Below are 19,704 nucleotides of genomic sequence, written 5' to 3'. Positions count from 1 at the left end.
AGTTCTATGTTATTGTTAATAATCCGAAAAATAGAACGGTTCGTCAAGCTTTTTTTCAATAAAGTGCCACAATCATTGTTTGGTAATCGGCTATATGGGTATAATGAATTGAAAGGTTAACGTGATAGGAGGCGAAATTCATGGGTTCTAACAAATTAGGTAAGTTTATTTTAGGTGGCGCATTGCTTGGGGCGGTTGTAAGCATGTTGGATCGTTCAACAAGACAAATGACGGTCACTTCCTTAAGGACTTCATACGAAAAAGCACTGTACTACAAAGAAAATCCAGATGTAGTGAAAAACCAACTTCAAGAAAAGAAAGATCAAGTGCAAACTCTTTATGAACAGGTGAAAGGTGATGTTGATTATATCAAGTCACAAGTGGATGAAATTAAAACACTGACACCTCAAGTGAAAGAAATGTTCACAGATACGAAGGAAGCATTCACTGATTCCAAATCTGAGTATGAGCAAATCATTCAAGATGAATCAACTGCGGCATCTGCCTCTTCTGCTCAGGAAGACACAAGCTTACCGCCGATGGTGCAAAAAAAAAACGCAGTACCAGTAGAGAATCACTAAATATTGAATCACTTAACGAAAGGGGGACACATGAAATGAAAAATCATGAAAGTGCCCCTTCTTCGAATTCTGAGGGTACGTCTAAGACCGAAAAAGTAAAAGGTTTTATTAAGGATATAAAAGACGGGGATGAAGATGACTTTAATCCAGCTACGACGAGCGGGTTTTTCAAGCAGCTCATTATTCGTATAAAAGAATTGGATATATCAGCTGCCGGTTCGCAATTAGCTTTCTTTTTTCTGTTGTCATTATTCCCTCTACTAATCTTTCTTTTTACGTTATTGCCTTACTTGCATTTAGATCAAAGCCAGATCTTCATATTTATACGTGAATATGCTCCAGAAAGTGTCTCAACCTTGATTGAGTCCACGTTGTCAGAAGTGCTGGAAAATCGTAATGGCGGCTTATTATCAATTGGTATCCTTGCAACGATTTGGTCGGCCTCTAAAGGTATGGGGGCTATAACGAAGGGGTTAAATCGGGCATATGATGTAGAAGACGACCGAAACTTTTTTATTTCTAGAGGATTGTCGATTGTGTTTACGATCATGTTGATTGGTACCGTCATAGTCGCTCTAGTATTGCCGGTTTTCGGTCAACCGATCGGGAAGCTTCTGTTCTCATTCATGGGATTGGAAGATTCATTTTTATCCATGTGGACGAAGATCCGTTTCCTTATTCCGCCATTCCTTATCTTCGCTGTTTTTTCATTGTTATATTGGCTCATTCCAGCTATCAAATTGTCCTATAAAAGTATCGTTCCAGGTGCTTTTTTTGCGACCGTGGGCTGGATTGTTACATCATTAGGTTTCTCTTTCTATATTAGTAACTTTGGAAATTATGCGAATACTTATGGCAGTATTGGTGGAATTATCGTGCTCATCATGTGGCTCTATCTATCAGCTATCATTCTGATGATTGGCGGGTTGATAAATGCAGTGATGACAGAGCGCTATGAACGTAAACGTCAAATGGCATCGTAAAAAAGCAGGGCTGGCCGAGAAGTCATTGTCATCTGACGTCTCGGGCGGCTTTTTTAGTTATGAGAACAGGCTGTCACTTAAGGACGATTCCATCCCCAGTGACAGCCTGTTTCAATTTGTCATTCTATTTTGTTCAACATGCGCAAACCGTTAAGGATGACGAGGATGGTGCTTCCTTCATGCCCGATCACACCAAGAGGGAGATCGACTACTTGCATGAAGTTGGATATGATCAGAATGGCAATGACAGCGATGGAGAAGAAAACGTTTTGCTTAACGATCCGTTGCATTTTTCTTGAGAGTTTGATTGCATAGGAAAGGCGATTCAAATCGTTTTGCATTAGCACTACGTCCGCGGTCTCTAAAGCGACATCTGTGCCTTCGCCCATTGCAATACCGGATGTTGCAGTAGCGAGTGCAGGAGCATCATTGATACCGTCGCCAACCATTCCAACCGTTTCATAATTCTTCAGCAATTTCTTCAGATGAACGACTTTCTCTTCAGGCAAACATTCAGCAACGTATGAATCCACTCCGACTTCTTCAGCGATCGCATGCGCCGTTTTTTCGTTGTCTCCCGTAAGCATCACGGTACGGATTCCAAGGGCTTTCAGTTCTTTGATGGAAGTCACAGCCTCTTTTCTCAACGTATCCTTCAGTGCAGCCAATGCTACAATACCGTGTTCATCTCTCATGAAAATAACAGTTTTTCCTTCATTGGCGAGTGCTTCGGCAATTCCATCCTCAAATGATTCCACTAAATCTATACCAACAAATCTTGGATTGCCGATTCGGATCATACCATTATCTGTTTCAGCTTTAATCCCGTAACCAGGCACGTCTTCAATATGGAGATTCCGTTCAGGTATGACCTCTTGCTCGTTGGCATACTGAATGATTGCCTTGGCTAACGGGTGGTTGGACAATGATTCAACACCTGCAAATAAAGCGAGCGCTTCTTTTGGATTGGTATCTTTTCGGACGATAAAATCCATTACAACCGGCTTGCCAGTGGTCAATGTACCGGTTTTATCAAAAGCAAAAGCTTTCAAAGAGCTTAAGTGCTCTAAGTGAAGCCCACCTTTAAATAAAACGCCTCTTTTAGCACCATTTGAGACCGCAGCCAAGGTTGCAGGCATAATGGCTGCCATCAACGCACAGGGGGAAGCGACTACCAATAGTACGATGGCACGGTAAAAGGTAGTCGTCCAATCCCAATTGAGTAAAAAATGCGGAAGAAACATCATAATCACGACTGCCGCCAAGACAATTTTTACATAAGTACCCTCGAATCGTTCAATAAATTGTTGAGAAGGGGATTTCTCACTTTGTGCGTTCTGAACCATAGCAATAATTTTTTGGAATAAGGTTTCAGAGCTGGGCTTTGTCATGGTCATTCGAATTGCCCCGCTAATATTCACTGTTCCCGCAAACAATTCATCATTTTCTTGCTTCGTCACAGGGATGGACTCTCCATTAATTGCAGACATATCTACGGAAGTAATGCCGCTGAGTACTTGACCATCCACTGGAATGCGTTCGCCTGGCTTGACGAGCAGGACTGCGCCGAGGGATAAAGATGCAGTAGGTACTTTTTGTTCACTGCCATCCTCTGTGATGAGCCACGCTTCCTCAGGTTGCATTTCCATTAGAGAAGAAATTTCCTTATGGCTTTTATTTAAAGTATACGTTTCAAGTGCACCGCTGATTGCAAAAATGAAAATCAGTATGGCGCCTTCCGCCCAGTAGCCGATAATGCCAGAGCCGATTGCTGCAAAAACCATCAGCATCTCGACATTCAGCTCTTTATTTTTTATCGTTTCTTCAATACCTTCCTTGGCTTTTGCATATCCTCCAATCAAAAATGCCAGGATATACAGCGTGATAGAGAAAGCTTCTGTGCCATTTTTACTCAAGAGCCATGCTGCCAAGATAAAAAGTCCGGATAATATGGCAGCGATCAATTCAAATCTCGCGGTCCAATCTACTTTTTCATCGAATTGTTCTTTTGCTGATGTTGTCATTTGAATACCTCCTAATTGATAATGAATTTCAATTTCAAATGTCTAATTAAAGCAGTAAAGTCGACTCTACCGGAGTAGAATCGACTTTTAAATCACAAACTAGAATGATTCTGAAATTATAATAGTTATTAACTATAGTATAGCACCTGCTCTGAAAAAATGTTACTAAAATGATCAATCTTTTTGTAAACACAAAAAAGCAGCGAATGAGATCATTCGCTGCTGGTTGATTAGTTAAATACTTTCTCTTTAAATTTTGAGAGCTTTTCTAATGAAGATTTGTCAATATCGGCATGTAGACTATTTCCGTGGGAGTCCATTGTTACGACTGCGGTGAAGTCTTCAACACGCAGGTGCCAGAGTGCTTCTGGTATTCCGAACTCAAGCAAATCAACGCCTTCTACTTCCTTAATGCAGTCTGCGTAATATTGGGCTGCTCCGCCAATCCCGTTCAAGTACACGCCGCCGTGTTCCTGGAGCGCCGCTAAAGTTTTAGGCCCCATGCCGCCTTTTCCGATGACTGCCCGAATACCAAACTTTTTCATGATGTCTCCTTGATACGGCTCTTCACGAATTGAAGTCGTAGGACCTGCTGCCTTAATTTCATATTTGCCTTCTTCATTCTTCAGAACGACCGGACCGCAGTGGTAAATGACTTGGCCATTCAAATCAACTGGTGCGTCATTGTCCATTAAATGCTTATGAATTGCATCGCGGCCCGTATACATGCGGCCGGAGATTTTCACGACGTCACCAACACGCAAGTCTCTAATTTCTTCTTCTGTAATAGGTGCTTGCAATTTCACTACACGTGCTGTGGACTTTGTTTCTTCAGCAGGTTGTTCAAATGCAATTTTTTCGCCTTCATTGTAATGCCAGTCTGTAATTTTTCCAGTCTCCGCATTGATGTCTACTGCCATGCGGCGATAAGCCCAGCAATTATATGCTACTGAAACATAAAAGCTCGCAGGAATCCGGTGCATAACACCAATTTTACAGCCAAGCAGCGTTGCTTCACCACCGAAGCCCATCGTACCTATTCCTAGATGATTTGCTTTTTCCAGTACATAGTCTTCCAACTGTGCAAGTTCAGGAATTGGATTGACGTCGGTTACATCCCGGAAGAGTTGCTCTTTTGCCAAATCGTAGCCGGATGAACGGTCGCCGCCGATACCTACACCGATGAATCCTGCTGAACACCCTTGTCCTTGTGCTTGATAAACGGAATGTAAGATACATTTACGAATACCATCTAAATCACGTCCAGCGCGTCCAAGTCCTTCTAATTCAGTTGGCAAGCTGTATTGGATATTCTTGTTTTCGCAGCCGCCGCCTTTTAGGATCAATTTCACTTCGATATGGTCTTGTTCCCATTGTTCAAACTTCACAACAGGCAAGCCGATCCCTAAGTTGTTTCCACTGTTATCGCCAGTCAAAGAATCAACTGCGTTCGGACGAAGTTTTCCATGTTCAGTAGCGAGTTCGATAGCGCGGATAATTGCAGCTTTGATCTCCAATTGGTTAACACCGACGGGAGTTTTGATCTTGAATGTTGGCAGACCGGTATCTTGGCAAATAGGTGAAAGTTTTTCATCTGCCATATTAATGTTCTTAGCGATAGTATCGAGACTCATAGCGGAGCTCGTACCTTTGTTTTCTTTTTCTTTTGCGGAAAGAATCGCACGGCGAACATCCTTTGGTAAGTTCGTAGATGTTTCGCAAATTAGATCATACATACTTTTCTCGATTGATTCTATGTACATCTCAAAATCCCCCGTTATTTATGTTATTTTTTATAACTATCCATTTGTTCTTCCAGCTCATCAAGTAACATGATCAGCCGATCGATCTCTTGGAGACCCGTCTTTTCTGGTTCGATCGCTTCTAATGTTTCAAGGAATTGATTGAACCGATTTTTCAGTTCTACAACTTGGTCTTTGTTTTGTGATGTGTCCATATGTCCACCTCTTTCCATCATTGATATCGTATATGAAAACGCCATCTTTTTCAATCTGATTTTTCTCATTCAATTACATGCATAGCGCACATCCATCATGCAGATTTTTAGTATTTCATAAGAAAGATTTATTAAATTCGAACAAAATAGTTTACAAGTATCTGAATAGGTGGTATAGTCAGAATAATCAAATGAAAAGGAGGTCGTAGTTATAGAAGCGAATCGAATCCTAGGTACGTAATAACGAAGGAGGGGATCCGTAACAGTCCGATAGAAGTAAATACATTGGATAACTACGAATGTAAAATGCAAATTGAAGAAGGACCGAATAGGTAGGGACCTTGTCTGTTGGTGAAGTTAAACAGACAAGGTCTCTTTTTATTGGGTCACAGAATTTTCCTTTTCATACTCTTCGACCAGTTGGTCAAGAGAGTGGAACTTATAGCCTTGTTTCTTTGCATCGCGAATGAAATCAGGCAAGGCTTGGGCATTATCTGGAGAGACAGTATGCATGAGGATGACTGCGCCAGGGTGTAACTGCTTCATTAATTCATTATATGCATAATCTTTTCCTTTTGGTTGATCCTTATGCCAATCAATGAATGCGACGGACCAGAAAATATGCCGGTATCCAAGGTCATTACCCTTCTGCAGTAATTTCGCATTAAAGACACCTTCTGGCGGTCGTGTATAAATGGTGCGCTTTTGTCCTGTAGTCTCGTATAGGATCTCATCAAGCTTACTCCATTCTTCTTCCATTTGCTGTTCGGATAAGTTGGCCATATTCGGGTGATCATAGGAATGATTGCCGATTCCATGTCCGTCCTTAACCATTCGTTTCACTAAATCACTTGCGCTTTTTACATAATGGCCGGTCAAGAAAAATGTAGCGGGGGCTTTTTCCTTCTTCAAAGTGTCCAAAATGCTCTCTGTGTAGCCGTTTTCGTACCCATTGTCGAATGTTAGATACACAACTTTCTTATCGCCTTTCCCTTTATAGAGTGCTCCATAATCATCGAGCAATTTATCCAATTCCGCTCCAGCCGAAGGAGGCACTCCATCTGTGGCTTTCTTGAATCCCCAATGGAATTCTTCTGCCTTTACAGCAAAAGGGTTGACTAAAATACCGACAACCAATAAGCATGAAGCCAATAAAATACCTGAAACGTGGCGAGCCATACAACATCACTCCTTTTAATAGAGCATGTGCGGTTTGGCTTTAAATATGTACTATGCAAAATTCGGAAAATGTTTGTCAGGGTGTTGTCAACATCCCAACAAACATTTCATTTCACAACAGATCTTCTAAAGCGGGCTTTAAAGATGGATATTGAAAAGTAAATCCATTTTTAAGGAGCTTATCTGGCAAAACATGCTGGCCTTGTAAGATGATCATGCTTTTCTCACCCAAAGTTAACTCCATAACGAAACTTGGGACGGGAAACCAATGTGGTCGATGGAGCACTTTTGCTACTGTTTTTCCGAAAGCATTCATATGCATCGGGCTCGGTGCTACAACATTGACAGGACCTTCAATCGCATTATTTTCCAATGAATAGATGATGGCGTTCGCAACGTCTTCAACATGTACCCAAGAAAACCATTGATTGCCTGAGCCGATTTTGCCGCCGGAGTATAATAGATAAGGCAACTTCATGAGAGGCAATGCGCCTCCATCTTTGCCAAGGACAATACCAAATCGAGTGAACACTGTTCGAACACCTAAATCGTTTGCATGGCTGGCAAGGCGCTCCCAATCATAAACTGTTTTAGCGAGAAAATTATCGCCGACCACTATGGATGATTCTGTGTACTCTTCAGTGAGCGATGGAGGATAGATTCCAATTGCGCTTCCATTTACTAATACACTTGGCTTTTCAGGCAGTGACCGCAGAATACGCAGCACCTCTTGAGTAGCTGTGATTCGGCTATCGTGGATTTGTTTTTTGCGCTCTGTTGTCCACCGGCCATCATTAATTGAAACACCTGCCAGATTCACAACAGCGTCGACTTGACCAAGCTCATTTTCAGGTGAAGCGTTGTCTGTTAGCCACTGAACGTACTGGACACCATTCTGTTCGAAAGACGGTTTGCGTGTCAATATGATCACATCATGACCACTTTCTCGAAGCTTTGCAGTTAATATGCTGCCGATAAATCCAGTTCCTCCTGTAATAACGACTCTCATACTAATTCCCCTCCAAACTCTGCAAAATTAATACACTATTGCTGACCATCACTGAAAGAAGCGGTATACTAATACTAAGTAGGTGATGGAGAAATGCCGCTAATTACCAAAATATCACAACAAAAACGAGATAGCGAACGTTATAATATTTTTATTGATGAACAATATGCTTTTAGCGTCCATGAATCTGTACTGGTGAAATTTGAGCTCACTAAGGGTATGACGCTGGACGATTGGGAGACGGACGAAATTGTCTATGCAGACCAAATTGAAAAAGCATTTAACCGTGCATTACATTTTTTGTCTTTCCGTATGCGCAGTGAAATGGAAGTGAAAAAGAAGCTTCTTGAGAAAGATTATGGAGAAGCGATCGTCCTTGAGGCGATCGTGAAATTGAAACGACTTGGATTCCTAAATGATGAGGCATTCTCTGAAGCGCTGGTCCGGACTGAAAAGAACAGTTCTTTAAAAGGACCGAGAGCGATTCAGCAATCCCTTCATAAGAAAGGTATACCCAAGGAACTTCAAACTCAAGCATTGGAGGAGTACACGATGGAAGATCAAATGGACAATGCACTGAAGCTCGCTGAAAAGACAATACGCTCCAACAGCCAACAGCCGCCGGCACAAGTAAAACAGAAAATCCAAAATACATTAGCAAGAAAAGGATTTTCATTTGAACAAATTAAACAAGTGCTTAATAGCGTGACCATCGAACGGGATGAAGATGAATGGACTGAAATCACTCAGAATTTTGGTGAAAAGGCGTGGAGACGCTATCAGAGTAAGTATTCCGGCGCTGATTTGAGACAGAGAGTGAAGCAATCGATGTATCAAAAGGGCATTCCACTTGCGCAGATTGATCTTTTTATTGAACAGAAAAGGAATGAAGAAGATGGAGACTGAAAAACATTACAGCGAAATGAATGAAAATGAACTGCGGAGTGAAGTCGCTTCCCTTATGGAAAAAGCACGAAAAGCGGAACAGATGGGCATGATCAGCGAGTATGCTGTACACCAGCGCAAAGCCGTCATGGTGCAATCCTATTTGGTTGATCCGGAAAGTATCAAGCCAGGTGAAATGTATCGTATTGAAGGAGACGACGGTATGTTCTTTCAAGTAGATTACTTGAAAGGGTTATTTGCATGGGGCTATCGTTTAGGTGGAGAGAAAGCAATAGAAGCATTGCCGATCGCCATGTTGAAAGACGTGAAAAGCGGGAAGTAAACAAAAAGAACGCTCATGCATAATGCATGGACGTTCTTTAATTGTTAGGAGCAAATTTTAATTTCTTGCGAAGTTTGTCTTCAGAGAAGATCCATCCGGTATAGGAATTCACTACCTCCAAATCTTGATTGACATGAGCTACTGCGACAAATGGATAATATCCTTTACTTCGGTAGCGCAAATCGATGAGACGGACTTCATAAAGATCGCCAACATGTGAAATCGACCAGCGATACAGAGGAGAAAAGGACACAAAGGCCTTTAAATTCGGATCTTCTAGAGCTGCCGAGACTTGTGGAGAAGCTGGCATTGGTTCGCGTTTAAAACGGTCGTATAATGTAATCGACCGTCCGTATGCGCGTCCGACATAATGATCGACTTCAGTGGTCGCTGCCACACGCCATTGAAAAAATTTCATAGTTGGGGCGATGAAAATCTCAGTAGCACCGGGCACTGTCTTTTTGACAGATCTTTTTACTGCGCTTTTGACGGCGAACCGCAGTAAATAATAGAAAAATATTACGATATATAAAGTGGACATTGTGGCTAAAGGATCTGTACCGAGAAACCATGCGAGAATCGCGATGACGTGCAGGCCGAAAAAAATTGGATCAAATGTATTGATGACCCCGATCGCTACCCATTTTTGTGAAAAGGGCCGCAGTGCTTGTGTGCCGTATGAATTAAAAATATCTACAAAGACGTGGATAAACACAGCTAGAATAGTCCATGCCCATACATGTAGAAACTCCGCTCCTGGAACAATGAGTGTCAAAAGGATCGAGATCAAGAGCGGCCATAACATGACGGCTGGAACGGAATGTGTAATTCCACGGTGATTGCGCAAATAAACGGCATTGTTTCGAAGCTTTAACACAGTATCAATATCCGGAATCAGCGAACCGACCATAATACCGGCAAATACCGCTCCCATAGTGGAAGGGTCATTCGCTACGGCAGTATCGGCCAGTGCTAGACCGCTAATCGCAACTCCCATGGCTATATGTGTACCTGTATCCAAATCATCACTCCTTTTTATCTTTATTCAGCAGAAGGCTCACACCTCTATAGGTGCTGAGATGAATTCGAATTTACTTCCTGTTCAGCGGGCATTCAAACGCCAGCTGAACAAGAGAAGTACGCAGGCTAAGATCGCCACATCCTGTGACAACGCCTGCATGATCAACATCCTGTTGACCTAAGCCTCCGGCGGATGTCACAGATTTTGAGAGGAGTGAATTGTGCAAGCACAATTCAAAATCTGGACGCAATTACGCCGAGGCATAATTGATAGAGGAAAGAGTCGTAAAATGTCTAAGTCTGTATTAATTATATACCCTATTTCACGAGAACTAAAAGTATTTGAATAAAGAAGCGAGGGCATTATGCAAATAATTGAACAAAAAAAGGCGTTCCAACAGGCTTTATTGTCCTGGTATGAAGCTGAAAAAAGAGATTTACCTTGGAGAAGAACGAATAATCCATATTATATTTGGATTTCAGAAGTAATGCTGCAACAGACGCGAGTAGATACAGTCATTCCGTATTATGAACGATTTATCGAAAAGTTTCCGACGATGCAAGACTTGTCAGAGGCGAAAGAAGAAGAAATCCTGAAAATGTGGGAAGGTCTCGGTTATTATTCACGTGTCCGCAATCTTCAATCAGGTGTAAGAGAAGTTGTGGAAACCTACGGTGGGGAAGTGCCGAATACTAGAGAGAAAATTTCGGCGCTCAAAGGAGTCGGCCCATATACAGCGGGGGCGATCCTTAGTATAGCTTATGGTGTTCCGGAGCATGCAGTTGATGGAAATGTCATGAGAGTCTTATCTCGCATATTGCTGATCGAAGAAGATATTGCTTTAGCTCGAAATCGAAAAATATTCGAACAGGCGGTTATGGAATTGATTTCCGAAGAAGATGCCTCTTCATTCAATCAGGCCTTGATGGAATTGGGTGCGGTCATCTGTACACCGAATCCACGTTGCTTATTATGTCCGGTTCGTGATTTTTGTATCGCATTTGAGGAAGGTGAACAACAGCAATTGCCGATAAAATTGAAAAAGCAAAAGAAAAAGCATGTCTCACTTGCTGCATTCGCAATTCAAAATGAAGAAGGAAAATGGTTATTGCAAAAGAGACCAGGCACAGGTTTACTTGCAGGACTTTGGGAGTTTCCGATGGTAGAACTTCAAGAGTTGGATGCAGTGGAGACGTTTGAAAAAGACACCGGGCTCAAGTTGAAAAAAGTAACAGAGCTCACGCGATTCTCCCATCTGTTCTCGCACATCACATGGGACATTCATGCGTATCGTGCTCAATTGGAGGATGTTACTTCTAAAGAGCCGCTAAACTTTTATACAAAAGAACAAATTGAAGCCTTGCCGAAATCAAAGCCTGTGATGAAAATTATAGAAAGTATTGATTGGTAAAAACTTCTTTGCCGTTTCTGAATAAATACGAGGACGCTGGACATCATAAGGGGCACGGAGGTGAATAAATCCATGCCTAAGCAACCAAATCGTAATGCTCAATCTGCATCACAAACAGATGCGAATCAAGTGCGTAAGCAGAACGCACAGTCTGCTAATCAGCAAACGATGAACGAAGAGTACGCATCAGAAACTGATGTGAACCAAGTACGTCAGCAAAATGCACAGTCTGCTGCGAACATGCAATCAGCATCTTCCAACATGCAATCATCTATGAATGAAGAATTTGCATCTGAGACTGATGTGAACGAGGTAAAAGAGCAAAACCGTCAAGCAGAAGCAAACAAGCAACAAGCTTCGGGTGCACGTGCGAACCAATTTAAAGGTTCCAAGTAAGTATGGACACCACCTACCGGTAGAAATGGCTATTATATGCCATTTCTACCGTTTTTTTTATGGACAAAACGAAGCAAGCACCCCGCAAAATTCAGGCAATTACAAAATAGATGGTTGAAACGTTTTAATTTTGGGAAGTCAGTTGGTATAATGAACAGATAGCAAGAGCGGTGGCATGAGGCTCAAAGGTGGTAGAGAAAATTGGCAATTCCAAAAGAAGGAGAAACGATACAGATCCACAGTTACAAACATAATGGCAAGATCCATCGTGTCTGGCAAGAAACGCTCGTATTAAAAGGAACCCGAAATATTGTCATTGGAGGAAATGAACGTACGCTCGTGACTGAATCAGACGGCCGAACATGGCTGACACGCGAGCCGTCCATCTGCTACTTTCATGCGGAAAATTGGTTCAATATCATTTGCATGTTGCGTGAAGACGGCGTCTATTATTACGTTAATATGAGTTCACCGTTTGTCTTTGACGAAAAGTCATTGAAGTATATTGATTACGACCTAGACGTGAAAGTTTTTCCGGATATGAGTTATTTGATTTTAGATGAGGATGAATATGCCGAACATAAACGTCAAATGAAATATCCAGAAGTGATCGATCAAATCCTGCAAGATAATTTAACCCAATTGCTGGGTTGGATCAAGCAAAGAAAAGGACCGTTTGCTCCTGACTTTATTAATGTATGGACCTCCAGGTTTGAGTTCTATAAGCAACTTCAGGATGAAAAACGTTAGACCTGCCTGCACTTGTGTGGGTCGGTTTTTTTATCTTTATTCAGCCGAAGCCTTCCCCACTGTAAGTAATGTGACATGAATCCGGTTCTATTTCTAGTTTTGTGGGTGTTCAAATGTTCGCTGAACAATAGAAGAACGCAGGCCAAGAGCGCCACGTCACGTGGCAATGCCTGCATGACCTACATCCTGTAGGCCTAAGCCTCCGGCGGATGTCACAGATTTTGAGAGGAATTAATTGTGCAGGCACAATTCAAAATCTGGACGCAATTACGCCGAGGCGTAATTGATTAGGAGGAACAGAATGGGTGAAAGTATCAAACGTTATCTACAATTCGTAAAACCGTATAATTGGCAGATTCTCTTTACTGTTCTTATCGGGGTCATTAAGTTTGCCATTCCGTTATTTTTACCGTTGCTGATCAAAATTGTCATTGACGACATCATAGGTGCACCTGCTATGTCCGATGCCGAGAAAACGAAGTATTTGTTTTATTGGCTAGGCGGCACGATTATTTTGTTCTTTCTGATTCGACCTCCTGTTGAATATTATCGCCAATATTATGCGCAGTATGTCAGCAATAAAATTTTGTTTGATATACGGCGATCGCTATATAGCCATCTGCAAAAGCTGGGTTTGCGTTTTTATTCGAATACACGTGCAGGTGAAGTGATTTCCAGGGTCATCAATGACGTGGAACAAACGAAAAATTTTGTGATGATCGGCTTAATGAACGTCTGGCTGGATTTGGCGACAATTATTATTGCGATTGCCATCATGCTGACGCTGGACGTGCAGTTAACTCTGGTCACATTGCTTGCTTTTCCTTTTTATGCGTTTAGCGTCAAGCATTTCTTCGGGAAGTTGCGTGAATTGACAAGAAAAAGGTCACAAGCTTTGGCGGATGTACAAAGTTATCTGCATGAACGGATAGCTGGAGTCAGCATTATTAAAAGTTTTGCCATCGAAGACAAAGAGCAAGAACGTTTTGATGAAGTGAACAATGCCTTTTTAGATCGTGCAATCGAACATACAAGATGGAATGCGAAGGCATTTGCCGTGGTCAATACAATCACTGACGTCGCACCGTTACTCGTTATCGGTTTTGCGGGGTATCAAGTGATCAACGGCTCGCTGTCAGTCGGTACGATGGCCGCATTTATTGCGTTCATCGAGCGTCTGTATTCTCCTTTGAGACGGTTGGTTAACTCTTCGACATCGCTGACTCAGTCATTTGCTTCGATGGATCGGGTGCTTGATTTGATGAATGAGAAGTATGATGTGGTGGATAAAGAAGATGCAAAGGTACTGCCGCCAATTAACGGAGAAATTCAATTCGAGAATGTGAGTTTTGCTTATGAGGAAGAAGAGGTGTTGAAAAACATCAGCTTGACGATCCGTCCGGGTGAGACCGCTGCGTTAGTTGGTATGAGTGGAGGCGGGAAGTCAACGGTCATCAGTTTGATTCCTCGCTTCTATGATGTCAATTCGGGAGCGATCCGTGTCGATGGATATGATATCAGAGATGTCAAAGTCAAATCCCTGCGTGATCAAATTGGTATGGTGCTCCAAGACTCCATTTTGTTCAGCGATTCGGTTAAAAGCAATATTCTGATGGGCAAGCCCGATGCGACGGACGAAGAAGTTGTGGCTGCGGCTAAAGCTGCGAACGCACATGACTTCATTGAGACGTTGCCTGAAGGGTATGATACACGAGTCGGGGAACGTGGTGTAAAATTATCTGGCGGTCAAAAGCAACGGATCTCGATCGCGCGTGTATTTTTGAAAAACCCGGCGCTGCTTATTTTGGATGAAGCAACATCTGCGCTCGACTTGGAAAGTGAAGCCTTGATTCAAGACTCGCTCGAACGACTGGCGCATGAACGGACTACTCTGATTGTAGCGCATCGTTTGTCGACTATTACACACGCGGACTGTATCTATGTAATTGATCATGGAGAAGTAAAAGAATCAGGAACTCACCAAGAATTGATGAGACGCGAAGGCGTATATGCCGGGCTCTACAATCGACAGGAATTGGGAGGGTAATTAAAAAGCTGCGATGGACTAAGAAACAGTCTATCGCAGCTTTTATCTTTAATTAATAAAATTCATCTTCTAAAGCAGCATTATCTTCATCTTCAAATCTTGATTGATAAGAAGTGATCAACATATCCAAATGCTCCAGCTGTTCTTCATAGTTCAACATGGAAGAGAGAATATGGAGTAAATGGTAGGCAGAGAATTCCTCGTCTTCTTTGGTGATGGCAATTTCCTTCGCGAAAATATCCATTACCTCTTGTCGCTGAATGAATTCATTATGCACTCCATCCTCATCGCGTTCTGCCTTTAACCTCCCGATGAATTTCAAGTGAAGCTGCTCATGGTAGACGAGCAATGCTTCGAGTCGTTCTTGCACCATCATACGGAAGTGATCAGGAAGATTGATAAGTTCGTTTTCGAAATTATGCAATCTCTTAAGCACATCGTAACTGCTGCGAGTTGTTGCAACCATCTGCCGATAGACAACAAGTTTTCGGGCTTTGGAAGCAGTGGTTTTTTTAATGTAGCTGCGTTCTTCCTTGAATAGCAAGTAGAGCTGGTCGATTTGAACGAGTCGTTCTTTCAGTTTGCCCAAAGACTTTTTTGTGGCAGAATGCTCAGAAGCCTGACGACCTGCGAGACGGGTCCAACGAATGATTTCATCCTGAGCTTGATGGATTGCCTGAAACAGTTTCGTTTCATACTTCGGTGGCATAAAGACCATGTTCACGATGAAAGCTGCGAGTACACCGACGAGAATAGTGGATACCCGGAGTAAGGCGAAGGTCAGGAAGTTATCGTCTTTTACCTCCATAACGGCAATCATTGTGACGAGCGCAAGAGAAATTGATTTCTCGAGACCAAGCTTCAACATGATGATCATAACAATCACTGCAGCTAATCCTACAACGACTAGTTGCGGACCAAAGATAAGTGTGAATGACACTGCTACAGCAGCGCCGATCAGATTCCCTTGCAATTGTTCGATGATCGTTAAGTACGATCTGTAAATAGATGGCTGGATTGCGAAAATCGCTGCTATCCCTGCAAACACCGCAGTTGGCAACTCAAGTAATTGAGCGAGAAATAGGGCAAATACAATCGCAATACCCGTTTTAAAGACGCGGGCACCAAGTTTCATTGGGTAATTCCTTTCCTGAATAAGCTCTTTTTTGCTACTTTACAATATAGCCGAGAAACGGTCAATCCATTGATTCGGCTAATGTTTTAAATGAACGATCTACCGCTTTTAAAGTTTCCTTCACATCATCTTCTGTATGGGCAGTAGTCAAGAACCAAGCTTCATACTTAGAAGGCGCAAGATTCACACCATTTTTCAGCATTTCTTTGAAGAAACGCCCGAAAATTTCTCCGTCTGTCGCTTCGGCTTGCTCATAATTTTCCACAGTGACATCGGTAAAGAACAATGTGAGTGCTCCACCTAATCGGTTGATGGTCATCTGGATGCCGTGCTTGTTCGCTAATTCCAAAATCCCGACTTCTAATAAACCGCCGAGGCGATCCATTTCGTCATAGACACCCGGTTCTTGCAAGACTTCGAGGCAAGCGATACCAGAAAGCATGGATGCCGGGTTTCCTGCCATAGTACCTGCTTGATAGGCGGGACCGAGCGGAGCAACTTGTTCCATGATTTCTTTTTTACCGCCATAAGCACCAATCGGAAGTCCGCCGCCGATAATCTTGCCAAAAGCCGTTAAGTCCGGCTGGAGACCGAGCAGTGTTTGTGCAGCTCCATAATGGAAACGGAATGCTGTGATGACTTCATCATACACCGTAAGTACTCCTTTATCGGCAGCAAGTTCATGAACGAGTTCCAAGAAACCTTCATTCGGTTCGACAATACCGAAGTTTCCTACAATTGGTTCAATTAAAATACAAGCTAACTCGTCTCCCCATTTATCCATCGCTTCTTTGTAGCTCTTTGGATCATTAAATGGAATTGTAATAACTTCTTTTGCAATGGAAGATGGAACACCTGCGGAATCAGGGGTGCCAAGTGTTGCGGGTCCGGAGCCTGCTGCGACAAGGACAAGGTCAGAATGTCCATGATAACAACCTGCGAACTTCATGATCTTCGTACGTCCAGTATATGCTCGTGCGACGCGGATTGTTGTCATGACGGCTTCCGTGCCAGAGTTGACGAAGCGGACTTTATCCATTCCGGGAATGGCATCCTTCAGCATTTTGGCAAATTTCACTTCATGGCGGGTAGGCGTTCCATATAAGACGCCTGTTTCCGCTGCTTTCGTAATGGCTTTTGTAATATGAGGGTGTGCGTGCCCTGTAATGATTGGTCCGTATGCGCCTAGATAATCAATATATCGATTACCGTCCACGTCATAAAAATAAGCGCCTTCCGCACGTTCCATGACAGTGGGAGCCCCGCCGCCAACCGCTTTATACCCGCGGGACGGACTGTTTACTCCACCTACAATATGTTCACATGCTTCTGCGTAGATTGCTTCTGAATTTTTTCGGTTCATCAGTGAATTCCTCCAAATCAATTATACGTTACCCATTTTAGCATTAATCACCAGTAAGTCTCCACCTTCAGCGTCGCGTTGCAGTAAATTGAAAAGCCTGTTCATTTCGGCTACGATAAGTATGGGTAATTTCAGAATAATGAACGTTTTCATCACACAGAGGAGGTTTTTTTGAATGGACAAGTTAGAAGGACTGCAGGCACCTGTATTCTCGTTGCCAAACGAAAATGGAGATATCGTTTCATTGGAACAATTTAAAGGGGAAAAGTATGTGGTGCTGTATTTTTATCCGAAAGATGCAACACCTGGCTGTACTACAGAGGCTTGTGATTTTCGCGATGCGGTCAATGAATTTGAAGAATTAAATGCAGTAATTTTAGGTGTAAGTCCCGATCATGAGGCTTCTCACCAAAAATTCATTGAAAAGCATGGGTTGCCTTTCTCTCTTCTGGTAGACGAGGATCATGCGGTTGCCGAGCAGTACGGTGTATGGAAGCTGAAAAAGAATTTCGGTAAAGAGTATATGGGGATTGAGCGATCTACATTCCTAATCGACCCGACAGGTACAGTAGTAAGAGAATGGCGGAAAGTGCGAGTGAAAGGGCATGTGGAAGATGCACTGGCTACACTTCAACAATTGACAAAATAGGGGGTTCGATTATGAAGGTATTATTCACGTTTAAGGTGAAAACGGCATTTAAAGAACAACTAAGCAAGGACTATCCGAATGTCGAATTCATCTATACAGCTTCTATTGAAGATGTTTCGTTAGAAGGCGTCGAAGTGATTGCGACTGAAGGAGTCGATCTTACGGAAGAGATTATCGAGCATGCTTCTGCGTTGAAATGGGTCATGGTGGCGGCAGTTGGGGTGGACGAACTCCCGTTGAATGCATTGCAGAAGAAAGGCATTATCGTCACGAATTCGCATGGTGTCCATAAGATGCCGCTGGCTGAATCAGTGCTGGCACATTTATTGTCGCTCGAAAGAGGTTTGCCCGGAATTTATGCAAGACAGACCGAAATGCGCTGGGAGTTGGATAAAATACCTGGTGAAGTGAATAGCTCGACAGCTCTGATCGTGGGGACTGGAGCAATCGGCGGGGAAATCGGCAGGTTGTTGCAGGCATTTCATGTACACACAATCGGTTGCAATCGGTCAGGACACGACAGCCCGTCGATGAATGAAACCATTTCATTTTCTGAAATCATGATGAAGTTACCGGAAGCGGACTATGTTATTTCAATTTTGCCAAGTACACCGGCAACAAGGTGGATTTATCAGGCTGAGCACTTTCAAGCGATGAAAAATTCCGCAATTTTCATGAACGTGGGAAGAGGAGACGCTGTCAAAGAACAGATTGTCGTCGATGCATTGGAAAATCAAGAAATCCGTCATGCGGTTTTAGATGTATTTGAAACAGAGCCTTTATCTGTGGACAGTCCGCTATGGAAACTGCCCAATTGCACGGTTTCACCGCATATGTCCAGTATATCCGATCAATACATCATACGTTCACTCGGCATCATGGAGACGAACTTGGATAAATGGTTGACGGGTGATAAAGAACTCATCAATCAGGTAGATCTGAAAAAAGGGTATTGATACTTTCGAGAAATAGTGAAAAAATATGGTCTGAAATCAAGGTTTTCAGCAGAAAAGTTGACAGTATGCCCCTTCATTGAGTAAACTAATTATAATGATTATAAAGAAGTAATCTTTATGAAGTGAGGTGCATTACGATGCCGGGAGTTTTCTTGAAAGATGCGCTTGTGACGTTGAAAGAAAGTGGTGTAAGAATTACTCCGCAGCGACATGCAATTCTGGAGTATTTAATCACTTCTCATACACACCCGACCGCTGATGAGATTTATAAAGCCCTTGAATCAGACTTTCCAAATATGAGCGTAGCAACAGTCTATAATAACTTACGTGTATTCCAAAATGCCGGCCTTGTGAAAGAGTTGACATACGGAGATGCATCGAGTCGTTTTGATTTTGTGACCCACGACCATTATCATATTATTTGCGACGAGTGTGGAAAAATAGTGGATTTCCATCATCCAGGGCTTGAAGAAGTGGAGCGCCTAGCTGCCCACGTAACAGGTTTCAAAGTGAATTCACATCGTTTAGAAGTGTATGGCACTTGTCCTGACTGCGGGGAAGCTCAAAACGAAGCAAAATAAAAAGAGTGTAACCCAATTGGGCTACACTCTTTTTATTTTGATGACTCTTCGTGGGACATCTTAGATTTATTATACGCCACGTCAAACTCTTTACCTTCTAATTCAGGATCAAGTGTTAATGGTTCACGGCAATGTCCGCACATATCTACACGACCGAGCATTTTTGTGTGTTTCCCACAATTTGGACATTTTATTCTAACGGCTCGTGTCGACAACGTACCAATCCATGCATATACAACAGTACTTGCGATAATAGCGAGTACCCCGAGGAACATGAAGATTAGCATCACAATTTCATTGGAACGGAAAAAGATCCCGATATACATAATGACAACTCCAATAAAAATGAGCGACAAGGCGAATGAACGAATGCGATTTATTTTATTTTTATAAGGTTTCATCTCTAGTTTCCTCCTAACACTATCCTTCCCTAA

At 42.6% G+C, this 19,704-nt stretch carries 20 protein-coding genes; 11 read left to right on the top strand and 9 right to left on the bottom strand.

Annotation, left to right across the window (positions count from 1 at the left end; all coding sequences use genetic code 11):
• Positions 1-140: 140 nt before the first annotated feature.
• Both MKX97_RS13780 and MKX97_RS13775 read left to right on the top strand, forming a co-directional pair.
• On the top strand, positions 141-581 hold the full coding sequence (locus tag MKX97_RS13780; RefSeq protein ID WP_078818392.1) for a YtxH domain-containing protein: 441 nt from the start codon (positions 141-143) through the stop codon (positions 579-581).
• Positions 582-616: 35 nt separating this feature from the next.
• A complete protein-coding gene (locus MKX97_RS13775; protein WP_009498467.1) occupies positions 617-1,564 on the top strand; it encodes a YihY/virulence factor BrkB family protein in 948 nt (315 codons plus the stop codon).
• A 119-nt stretch (positions 1,565-1,683) separates the two neighbouring features.
• Here the strand turns inward: MKX97_RS13775 and MKX97_RS13770 are convergent, their stop codons facing one another.
• From MKX97_RS13770 to MKX97_RS13750, 5 genes are all read right to left on the bottom strand, one after another.
• Positions 1,684-3,588 (bottom strand): heavy metal translocating P-type ATPase, encoded by a 1,905-nt coding sequence (locus tag MKX97_RS13770; protein WP_342536225.1) that lies wholly within the window; start codon positions 3,586-3,588, stop codon positions 1,684-1,686.
• A 230-nt stretch (positions 3,589-3,818) separates the two neighbouring features.
• Positions 3,819-5,351 (bottom strand): fumarate hydratase, encoded by a 1,533-nt coding sequence (locus MKX97_RS13765; RefSeq protein WP_342536224.1) that lies wholly within the window; start codon positions 5,349-5,351, stop codon positions 3,819-3,821.
• A gap of 23 nt (positions 5,352-5,374) precedes the next feature.
• Positions 5,375-5,545 carry an SE1561 family protein gene (locus MKX97_RS13760; RefSeq protein WP_171805944.1) on the bottom strand — a complete coding sequence of 57 codons (171 nt, stop codon included), beginning with the start codon at positions 5,543-5,545 and terminating at the stop codon, positions 5,375-5,377.
• Between the two features lie 378 nt (positions 5,546-5,923).
• On the bottom strand, positions 5,924-6,724 hold the full coding sequence (pdaA, locus tag MKX97_RS13755; RefSeq protein WP_009498463.1) for a delta-lactam-biosynthetic de-N-acetylase: 801 nt from the start codon (positions 6,722-6,724) through the stop codon (positions 5,924-5,926).
• Between the two features lie 112 nt (positions 6,725-6,836).
• Complete coding sequence (locus tag MKX97_RS13750; RefSeq protein ID WP_078818388.1) at positions 6,837-7,733, bottom strand: TIGR01777 family oxidoreductase; 897 nt, start codon at positions 7,731-7,733, stop codon at positions 6,837-6,839.
• 93 nt (positions 7,734-7,826) lie between these two features.
• Between MKX97_RS13750 and recX the strand changes: the two genes are divergently transcribed.
• Together recX and MKX97_RS13740 are read left to right on the top strand one after the other, a co-directional pair.
• Complete coding sequence (gene recX, locus MKX97_RS13745; RefSeq protein WP_342536222.1) at positions 7,827-8,639, top strand: recombination regulator RecX; 813 nt, start codon at positions 7,827-7,829, stop codon at positions 8,637-8,639.
• A complete protein-coding gene (locus MKX97_RS13740; RefSeq protein WP_342536221.1) occupies positions 8,629-8,961 on the top strand; it encodes a YfhH family protein in 333 nt (110 codons plus the stop codon). The genes recX and MKX97_RS13740 overlap by 11 nt, the downstream gene beginning before the upstream one ends.
• Before the next feature lie 37 nt (positions 8,962-8,998).
• On the opposite strand, the gene MKX97_RS13735 is transcribed toward MKX97_RS13740, so the two are convergent.
• Positions 8,999-9,982, bottom strand: coding sequence for a metal-dependent hydrolase (locus MKX97_RS13735; RefSeq protein ID WP_342536220.1), 984 nt, complete (start codon positions 9,980-9,982; stop codon positions 8,999-9,001).
• Positions 9,983-10,346: 364 nt separating this feature from the next.
• Here MKX97_RS13735 and mutY point away from each other — a divergent pair, with 364 nt between their 5' ends.
• From mutY to MKX97_RS13715, 4 genes are all read left to right on the top strand, one after another.
• Positions 10,347-11,393: an A/G-specific adenine glycosylase gene (gene mutY / locus MKX97_RS13730; RefSeq protein WP_342536219.1), complete on the top strand. Its 1,047-nt coding sequence runs from the start codon at positions 10,347-10,349 to the stop codon at positions 11,391-11,393.
• 72 nt (positions 11,394-11,465) lie between these two features.
• The gene (locus MKX97_RS13725) at positions 11,466-11,789 is read left to right on the top strand and encodes a gamma-type small acid-soluble spore protein (protein WP_040759802.1); all 324 of its coding nucleotides are present in this window, start codon (positions 11,466-11,468) and stop codon (positions 11,787-11,789) included.
• A gap of 201 nt (positions 11,790-11,990) precedes the next feature.
• A complete protein-coding gene (locus tag MKX97_RS13720; RefSeq protein WP_009498455.1) occupies positions 11,991-12,539 on the top strand; it encodes a DUF402 domain-containing protein in 549 nt (182 codons plus the stop codon).
• A gap of 301 nt (positions 12,540-12,840) precedes the next feature.
• Entirely contained in the window at positions 12,841-14,586 is a 1,746-nt protein-coding gene (locus MKX97_RS13715; RefSeq protein WP_342536218.1) for an ABC transporter ATP-binding protein, read from the top strand.
• Between the two features lie 52 nt (positions 14,587-14,638).
• Here MKX97_RS13715 and MKX97_RS13710 read toward each other — a convergent pair whose 3' ends face one another.
• On the bottom strand, positions 14,639-15,721 hold the full coding sequence (locus tag MKX97_RS13710; protein ID WP_342536216.1) for an aromatic acid exporter family protein: 1,083 nt from the start codon (positions 15,719-15,721) through the stop codon (positions 14,639-14,641).
• 61 nt (positions 15,722-15,782) lie between these two features.
• Complete coding sequence (locus MKX97_RS13705) at positions 15,783-17,084, bottom strand: glutamate-1-semialdehyde 2,1-aminomutase (protein ID WP_009498452.1); 1,302 nt, start codon at positions 17,082-17,084, stop codon at positions 15,783-15,785.
• A 175-nt stretch (positions 17,085-17,259) separates the two neighbouring features.
• On the opposite strand from MKX97_RS13705, the gene bcp reads away from it, so the two are divergent.
• From bcp to perR, 3 genes are all read left to right on the top strand, one after another.
• A complete protein-coding gene (gene bcp, locus MKX97_RS13700) occupies positions 17,260-17,733 on the top strand; it encodes a thioredoxin-dependent thiol peroxidase (protein WP_078818382.1) in 474 nt (157 codons plus the stop codon).
• Positions 17,734-17,744: 11 nt separating this feature from the next.
• A complete protein-coding gene (locus MKX97_RS13695; protein ID WP_342536215.1) occupies positions 17,745-18,689 on the top strand; it encodes a D-2-hydroxyacid dehydrogenase in 945 nt (314 codons plus the stop codon).
• 137 nt (positions 18,690-18,826) lie between these two features.
• On the top strand, positions 18,827-19,270 hold the full coding sequence (gene perR, locus MKX97_RS13690) for a peroxide-responsive transcriptional repressor PerR (protein WP_078818380.1): 444 nt from the start codon (positions 18,827-18,829) through the stop codon (positions 19,268-19,270).
• 32 nt (positions 19,271-19,302) lie between these two features.
• Here perR and MKX97_RS13685 read toward each other — a convergent pair whose 3' ends face one another.
• Entirely contained in the window at positions 19,303-19,671 is a 369-nt protein-coding gene (locus MKX97_RS13685; RefSeq protein ID WP_009498447.1) for a YgzB family protein, read from the bottom strand.
• Positions 19,672-19,704: the final 33 nt, after the last annotated feature.

Origin of the sequence: Sporosarcina sp. FSL K6-3508, from assembly GCF_038615825.1 — a bacterium.
Taxonomy (GTDB): Bacteria; Bacillota; Bacilli; order Bacillales_A; family Planococcaceae; genus Sporosarcina; species Sporosarcina newyorkensis.
This window is presented reverse-complemented; position numbering and strand designations above follow the sequence as displayed.